The 8,934-nt window shown below is 39.9% G+C and carries 5 protein-coding genes; all 5 read left to right on the top strand.

What is annotated here, in order from left to right:
• The coding region (locus tag VNZ46_RS00460) for a SusD/RagB family nutrient-binding outer membrane lipoprotein (protein WP_325558103.1) at nucleotides 1-1,420 on the top strand (1,420 nt) is incomplete at its 5' end.
• Between the two features lie 60 nt (nucleotides 1,421-1,480).
• On the top strand, nucleotides 1,481-3,892 hold the full coding sequence (locus VNZ46_RS00455) for a phosphocholine-specific phospholipase C (protein ID WP_325558102.1): 2,412 nt from the start codon (nucleotides 1,481-1,483) through the stop codon (nucleotides 3,890-3,892).
• Between the two features lie 117 nt (nucleotides 3,893-4,009).
• Nucleotides 4,010-4,576 (top strand): RNA polymerase sigma-70 factor, encoded by a 567-nt coding sequence (locus VNZ46_RS00450; RefSeq protein WP_325558101.1) that lies wholly within the window; start codon nucleotides 4,010-4,012, stop codon nucleotides 4,574-4,576.
• Nucleotides 4,577-4,688: 112 nt separating this feature from the next.
• Nucleotides 4,689-5,849, top strand: coding sequence for a FecR family protein (locus VNZ46_RS00445; RefSeq protein ID WP_325558100.1), 1,161 nt, complete (start codon nucleotides 4,689-4,691; stop codon nucleotides 5,847-5,849).
• Between the two features lie 438 nt (nucleotides 5,850-6,287).
• Nucleotides 6,288-8,934 (top strand): SusC/RagA family TonB-linked outer membrane protein (locus VNZ46_RS00440; protein WP_325558099.1); only part of this gene is annotated, 2,647 nt, incomplete at its 3' end.

The following is an 8,934-nucleotide window of genomic DNA, read 5'->3' as shown; positions in this document are numbered from 1 at the left end:
GAATATTACACGAAGCGATATCAGTACTCAGAAATCTTTTATGCAACCTTTTTTATTGGGTAAGTACCTTACCTGGGGCGAGGGGCAGGAAGGTTTTCAATACAATAAATTGGGAAGAACTGATTTTAGCCGAATTACATTGCTCAGGAATATAACTCCGATGATCAACTATGCAACAAATGATGGATTGAAAAAGTCGTATCAAGCCTTGGGTCATTTTATCAGGGCATGGCAGTTTTTTATGACCACAATGCAGGTAGGAGATATTCCTTATACAGATGCGGTGAAAGGGGAGAGTGATAACATTCTGCAACCAAAATATGATACGCAAAAGACGGTTTTTCTGGGAATATTAAATGAGTTGGACCAGGCTAACCAGTTATTTTCTCAGGGAAGCAATTTTGAAGGAGACCCAATATATGCGGGTAAAGTTGATAACTGGAGAAGATTAACGAATAGCTTTGAGTTACATGTGCTGATAAATTTATATAAGAAAACTGGAGATGCTGATCTGAAAGTTATTGAACGCTTTAAAGATATTGTTAATAACCGGCCACTAATGCGGGATTACAAAGATAACTTTGCTTTAGCTTATAATGCTACTGCCGGACAAAACTATCCCTGGTCGGATGTTCCTGCTGGATCTGGGAACTCTTTTGTTAAATCTAACTATACAATGTTATCTAATGTATTGCTGGGGCCACTAAAACTGTTAAAAGATAAAAGGTTGTTTTACTATGCCAAACCTTCGCCTGTCAAGATTGCATCCGGACTAACAGAATCTGACTATGACGCTTATCCAGGTGTTGAACCTTCAGATGCATTTTCGAGCCTTCAGACCAGAAGGGTGAATAAAGACTATGCAGACTTGAACAACCGTTACGTTCAACTGGTGAATGCAGAGCCGGTAGCTGTATTTAGTTATTGGGATCTTCAATTTATTCTTGCTGAAGCAACTGTTAGGGGCTGGATCAGCGGCGTTGCTGCTCAAAGTTATTACGCCGCTGGAATTACAAATTCTATGAATTTTATCGCGACCAACACACCCGACCTTACAGATTACAATCACAGCATGAAAATGGATGCAGCTTATATTAATACTTATCCATTGTTACCAACAGTAGTGCTTTCTGGAACAAGTGAACAGCAAATTGCCCAGATCATCACTCAAAAATATCTGGCCAATTTCCTTCAAGGAGGTAAATATTCTGCCTGGTTTGAAAATAGAAGAACGGGTTATCCTGTTTTTACCTTAAATCCGGTAACAAATTTAAATACCCCAGCTTCAAATTTTCCTTTACGATGGCTGTATCCTTCTAATGAGCTGGACTACAATTCTGTAAATTTATCTGCTGCAGTTAAAAGCCAATATGCTGGAAGTGACGATACGAACCAGACGATGTGGATTCTAAAAAATTAAGTATTTTGCCAGCCTGCCGGAACCCTTCCAGGTACCGGCAGGTATTTATTGCATAAAATTATGGACAACAGAAGAGATTTTATAAAGAAAGCATCGCTGTTAACAGGAGCATTAGGTCTTTCGAGTATTTTGCCGCCATCCATTCAAAGAGCGTTGGCCATAGATCCTGAAGTGGGAAGCAGTTATCTGGATGCAGAACATGTGGTTTTTCTGATGCAGGAAAACCGCTCTTTTGATCATGTATTTGGTGCGTTGAAGGGTGTTCGTGGGTTTAACGATCCAAGAGCAATCCGGCTTGCGAATAACTATCCGGTTTGGTTGCAAAGTAATAAAAAGGGTGAAACCTACGCGCCTTTTAGATTAGACATTAAAGATACAAAGGCCACCTGGATGAGCTCGCTTCCGCATTCCTGGGATAACCAGGTAGATGCCAGGAACAAAGGCTGGCATGATGGCTGGCTTGATGCAAAACGTTCAGGAAATAAAGAATATGCGGATATGCCATTAACCATGGGCTATTACAATAGACTGGACGTGCCTTTCTATTATGCGCTGGCTGATGCTTTTACGGTTTGTGACCATAACTTTTGTTCTTCTTTAACAGGGACGAGTCCAAACCGCTGCTTCTTCTGGACGGCGAAAATCAGAGAACAGCAGCGCGCGGATTCTAAACCGCATCTGTCAAATGATAATATTGATGGGTCTGAAAGGATTTCCTGGAATACATTTCCAGAACGATTGAGTAGCCATGGTGTAGACTGGAAGATCTATCAAAACGAGCTGAGTGTTGGTGTAGGTTTTGAAGGAGAAGAAGATGACTGGTTAGGGAACTTTACAGATAATCCACTGGAATTTTTTAAGCAATATCATGTAAAGAGGCATCCTGAACACATTACGTATTTAAAAACAAGTAAGAAGGAGCTGGAGCAAAAACTTCAGGAAAAACCAGATCCTAAGCTTCAGAAGAAATTGGACTGGGTAAAAAAAGAACTGGATTTTCTGGAGCAGAATCCATTGGATAAATTAAGCCCCGAAGAACAGGATATTCATCGCAGGGCTTTTGTAACAAATCGAAAAGATCCGGATTATCATAGTCTGGAGAAGATTACCTATGATGACCATGGTACCCAGCGGACAGCTAACGTTCCCAAAGGGGATGTTCTCCATCAATTCAGAGCAGATGTGGACAGCGGTAAGTTACCAACGGTTTCCTGGTTGGTCGCTCCATCTAATTTTTCTGACCACCCAAGTGCGCCATGGTATGGGGCATGGTACCTTTCTGAAGCTATAGATATTCTGACCAAAAACCCGGAGATCTGGAAGAAGACTATATTTATCTTAACTTATGATGAAAATGATGGGTATTTTGATCATATGCCACCTTTTGTGGCGCCAAATCCCAAAGATCCGGCCACTGGTCTGGTCTCTAAATCTTTGGATGTTAGTGCAGAATATGTGTCCGGTGAAAAAGAAAGTCCGATTGGTTTGGGTTACAGAGTGCCAATGCTTGTCGTTTCTCCGTGGACGCGAGGCGGGTATGTGAATTCACAAGTCTTCGATCACACCTCTTCGATTCAATTTTTGGAACACTTTTTAACACATAAAACGGGTAAGAAGATCCATGAGGACAATATTACGTCCTGGAGAAGAAGTTTGTGCGGTGATTTAAGTTCTGTGTTCAGACCGTATCATGGTGAAAAGATAGCTTTTCCGGAGCCCATAAAAAGAGCGCCTTTTATTGAAGGCATCCACAAGGCAAAATTTGCTAAACTGCCGGATAATTATAAAAAATTAACGGCCCAGGAAATTACCGGAATTATGAAGTCGCCAAAAGGTAATACACTTCTTCCTCAACAGGAAAAAGGGATTAAGCCAGCGAATATTATACCTTACGAAATCTACGCACATGGAAGTCTTGAACATGCTAAGGGGCAGTTTGAAATTGCATTTACTGCGGGCAACAAATTTTTTGGAAAAGCGTCTAGTGGGGTTGGGTTTAATGTATATGGCGGTGGGCGTTATTGGACCTTTACGGCTGATGCGGGAGATACGCTACACTATCAATGGCCGTTGGAGATGTTCAAAAACCAGCAATATGATTTGAAGATATACAGTACAAATGGCTTTTACAGGAGGTATAAGGGGGATGTAAATGATCCCGAATTATCTGTGGCTGCGCTATATGATCCACAAAAGAAAAATTTGCTGTTGAAAATAACCAGAAAAACTAAACAGCAGGAATTAAAATTTACTTTGGAAGACCTATCCTATGGACAGCCAAAGCACGAGATTGTATTTCCAGCGAACCGAGGTGAAATGGTGGAGACTATTGCTCTGGGCAATAACCACAATTGGTATGATTTTATTTTACGAACAAATCAGTACCCAACTTTCAGTCAGCAGTTTGCCGGGCATCTTGAACATTTAAAAGAGAGTTTTACAGATCCACTTTTGGGCGACGCTGTTTCTTAAAACGCTTCATAGATTGATATCAAACGTTTGCGCAGCTTTATAAGTGGTGAAAAGATTTGGTTTGAATAATTTACCCATTATTTAAACCAAATCTTTTGTTATAAACCGAAATAGTCCTTGAAAGTTTACGCTGAATTTCCGGATAGTCAATTGATCAAACGTTTGAAAGAAGGTGATAATGTAGCCTTTACAGAAATTTATGAACGTTATTGGGAATTTCTTTATCAAGCTAGTTACAAGATTTTAAAGGATTCAAATGTCTGTGATGATCTTGTGCAGGAAGTTTTTGTCTGGTTGTGGCTTAATCGGAAAAAACATCTTACTGATGCTTTAAAACCCTATCTGTATGCCGCGGTAAAATATAAAGTACTTAACGTCATCCGGCATGGAAAAGTGAAAGAAGCGTTCTTTGCAAGAGCTGTTGAAAGTTATGTGGAGGTTGCTGCAGATGAAAACACATTAGAGGTAAGAGAACTCAAAGAGATTATTGCGAAGTTCACACAGTCATTACCGGAACGTGCCGGACAAATTTTTCATTTAAGCAGAAACGAATTTCTCACCAATAAAGAAATAGCCGAGAAGCTAGGGATATCTGAAAAGACGGTTGAGAACCAAATGAATATTAATCTTAAAAAACTAAAGGTCTCTCTGGGCAGGATGTCTTTCTGGTGCACTTTTTTGTAATAGACATAGGACCTGTATTATTGAGAAATTTTTTTTTCATTTGGCTTGGGTGCTGAGGGTGTCTGAAGTGCTGTGTTATTAGAAGCGACAGAAAAAGCCCGCTTTTAACCAAATGAATAAAGAGGAGTTTCTTCAGTTAGTCTCAAAAGTAAGTAAGGGAACAGCAACAGATGCAGAGATTGCTCGTTGTGAAGCCTGGTTCAAATCTATTGACGGGGAAGAGGGCTGGAATACGGAAGAATTAGGGAAATCTGATTTGAAGAAAAAATATTTGTTAGATCAGATTCAATCTCAGATCCATCAACGGGAAAATGGCCGGACGAGATCTCTTTTCTTTAGACTGGCTGCTGCTGCGGTTCTGATACTGCTGGGCACGGGTTTGTTTTTCTATAAAGCGGCTATTCTTTCTAATACAGCCAAACAAATTACTGTATATAAAAATGATGTTAAACCCGGTTCCAATAAAGCTTATCTAACCCTGGCCAGTGGAGAAAGGATTAGCTTAACTGATGCATCTCATGGTGATATTGCGGAACAATCAGGTGTTAAGGTTACGAAATCTGCCACCGGGGAATTAATATATACTATCGGAAAAACAAATAGCCTCTCTAAAAATATAACAGGATCCAATACCATTGAAACTCCTAAAGGAGGACAGTACCAGATCAGCTTACCAGACGGTACTAAAGTTTGGCTTAATGCCGCCTCACGGTTAACCTATCCTGTTTGTTTTGCAGCCCATAGCGAACGAAGTGTTGAATTGAAAGGAGAGGCCTATTTCGAAGTCTTTAAAGATAAATCTCATCCGTTTAAGGTCAAAAGTTCCGGACAGGAAGTGGAAGTACTTGGTACCCATTTTAACATCAATTGTTATTCAGATGAAAACGTTGTCAAAACAACTTTACTGGAAGGGAGTGTGCAAATACGAAATTCTTTTAAAGGAGAGAATGATGCAAGAACAGTATTGAAGCCAGGGCAACAATCTATCCTTAAAGACCGGCAAGTGAAGGTTAAAGAGGTAGATCCGGAAGAGACCATTGATTGGAAAAACGGAGAGTTTGTGTTTACCAACGAATCTTTGTCCAGTATATTAAGAAAAGTGGCAAGATGGTATGATGTAGAAATCGTCTATACGAGTACATCTGAAAATCCTCCAACATTTACTGGTTCCGTTTCTAAATTTGATCAGGTTTCCACCTTGTTACATATGCTGGAAAAAGCAAGTAAAGTGAGATTTACCATTGAAGGCAGGATGATAAAAGTAAAACAATAGCAAGTAATGGGACTAACCAGCCATTAAATAAACAGAACAATCAAATTAAATCTAAACAGTATGAGAAAAATCTACAGCAACACCGGTTAATGTAAATGGGAAGCGGAAAAAACCATGAAAGTGTTGCGAGCACTTCCATGGATAAGTATCTGAGCTAACCCCAAAACAAATTAGAGATCAGTTTATCGTATTAACCCAAACAATTCAAAAATAGCAAACCATCGGGATATTGACGCATAAATAGCAATCAAATCTGATGCGTATCCGGCTATGGATGAAACAACAAACAAAGCAATGAAAACAAATGCTTTTAACCCAGGTGAGGTATGTCCAAGCCTGTCGGCCAAATTTCTACAAATTATGAATTCGGTATTCCGAAGAATGATCGGGACCGATAAAAATAACATACTCATGAGAGTAAACTTAATCATAATTATCATGACCACTTGCTTACTGCAGGTCAGTGCCTCCGGTTTTGCACAAAGGATTACGTATTCTGAACGTAATGCTACGCTTGATCTTATTTTCAGGCAAATTAAAAAACAAACTGGTTATAAGATTTTGTATTCCGATCAGAATGTAAACGGGAATTTTAAGATGAATGTGAATTTTCAAAATGTCCCGTTAACAGAGGTTTTAGAGACATGTCTGAAGAATAGTGGACTAACTTATGAAATAGACCAGAAGAATATTGTGATTAAACAATCGGAAATTACCTTCCTGGATAAATTAAGAAACCTGTTGAGTAATATTGACGTAAAAGGAAAAGTCTTTGATGAATCCGGTAAGCCTTTGCCGGGAGCGGTTATCAAAGTAAAAGGGAAGGGGCAGGCTGCAAGTACTGACGCTGCTGGGAATTTTCATTTAAGTAATGTAGAGGAGAATGCGGTCCTTACGATTTCTTTTATTGGCTATATCACGAAAGAGGTTACTGCAACAAAGGATCTTGGAACGATTGCTCTGGAACTGGATAACGCAAAATTGGAAGAAGTGGTGGTGGTTGGCTACGGAACACAAAAGAAAACGAGTTTGACAGGTGCTGTTGCCACGATTACAGCGAGTCAAATTAACGACAGACCCGTAACATCTATGCAGAATGCTTTGCAGGGAGTATCTCCCGGATTGACCGTGATCCAGCGGCCTGGTGATGTCAGTTCAGTAGGAACGATTACATTGAGAGGCCGTAGTAACCTCGGTTCATCTGCCCCAATGTACATTATCGACGGAGTACCTGCAACAAGTACTCAGTTTGCGTCACTCAATCCAAATGATGTAGAATCCATATCGGTCTTAAAAGATGCCGCCTCTGCATCAATTTATGGATCAAGGGCAGCTAATGGTGTGCTTGTGGTTACAACGAAACGTGGGCAGGGGGGAGATGGAACACCATCTATAGAATTGAATACCAATTATGGCATTCAATCTCCAACCAGATTACCTAAATACACAAACGCGACGGATTATGCAACCCTCTATAATGAGGCTTTAACTAACGCCGGAAAAGCACCTCTTTATTCTGCTGCACAGATACAAAAATTTGCGGATGGCAGTGATCCGGACAATTATGCAAATACAGACTGGTATAAACTTGCTTTGAAAAAAAATCCTAAACAAAGTAATTCCACCATTAGTATCAGCAGTGCAGGGAAAGCAACCAATTATTACTTTAGCGCTTCTTATTTAAACCAGGAATCTCTGGTTCCCAATAAAGATCAGAACAGGTATACTGTAAATTTAAATGCGGATACGAGAATAAACTCCATGCTTAAAATTGGAACTATTATCTCTTACTATCGTCAGAACTTTGATACCAGAGGCGGGGAGTTAAATTGGACTTCTTTAAACCGTTTAACACCCGTGTTGGCTGCCCGTCAATCTGATGGTTCCTGGGGTACCATAGCAGGTGGGGCACTTTCTTCTACACTTGCTGCAGATAATGTTTTGAGGAGAATGGCGGAGGCCGGTAAAAGTTACAACCGGAATAATTATCTCCAAACTGCTGCTACGGCTGTGTTAACTCCGGTAAAGGGTTTATCTGTTAATGGGCTGGTTTCTTTAAAAACAACAAACACCAATTCATGGGCATTTACCAATACCATGGACCCTCTTATCAATTTTTTCACCAAAGCGCCTTTAACATCTACCGCAGTAACTATAAATGAACTAAAGGAAAAATGGGGAAAGGTGCAAAATTTTCTGGTGCAAGGCTATGCTGATTATCAATATACAGCAGGAGATCATTTTGCAAAGATTATGGTCGGCGCATCGCAGGAAAGTAACATTACCAGATATGCATACTTGGGGAGAAAGAATTTTCCGAATAACGACATGACGACGATTGTCTCAGGATCTTCTGCTGCAGAAGATGTAAGTGTACTGAAAGATGATGACAATAATGATATCCTGGGAAATAGTACTTCAGATCTGGAATGGGCTATGCGCTCCTTCTTTGGTCGTTTCAACTATAGTTTCAAAAACAGATATCTGTTGGAAGCGAATCTTAGGATGGACTATTCTTCACGTTTTGACCCGGCTTATCGCAAAGCTGTTTTTCCTTCTTTCTCTGCAGGCTGGAGAATCTCTCAGGAGGGATTTATGAAAAATATTTCCTGGATCAACGACCTTAAGTTAAGAGGGTCATGGGGAAGTCTTGGCAATCAGGATGCTGTTCCTTTGGGTAATTATTTCTCGCTGCTTAACCTGGGTTATAGCTATAGCTTCGACGGTGTTCCTTATGATGGCGTTTCCCAAAGCTTTGGGGTTAATCAGTTGGCAACATGGGAAAAGGTATATATGACGAATATTGGTCTGGACTTTTCTACACTTAAGGGAAAGCTTAATGTGACTGCTGATTATTATATCAAGAACTCTAAAGATATTTTAATTAAACCTACGGGAAGGTCAACCTATGCACTTACGCCACCTTTTGAAAATTTAGGTTCTGTAAGAAATAAAGGATTGGAATTGAACCTGAACTACAACGATATGATTGGTAATGATTTCAAATATACCATTGGCGTTAATTTGTCTAAAATCAGCAACAAAATTACCGGCCTTGGTGGAGATAATTCCCGTACACACGATA

Source organism: Pedobacter sp. (assembly GCF_035566355.1).
Lineage (GTDB): Bacteria > Bacteroidota > Bacteroidia > Sphingobacteriales > Sphingobacteriaceae > Pedobacter.
The sequence above is the reverse complement of the archived record's forward strand: the minus strand, read 5'-3'. Positions and strand labels throughout refer to the sequence as shown.

Coding starts and splice junctions, on each gene's coding strand:
- VNZ46_RS00455 (WP_325558102.1), top strand. CDS start 1,481: ATGGACAACAGAAGAGATTTTATAAAGAAAGCATCGCTGTTAACAGGA.
- VNZ46_RS00445 (WP_325558100.1), top strand. CDS start 4,689: ATGAATAAAGAGGAGTTTCTTCAGTTAGTCTCAAAAGTAAGTAAGGGA.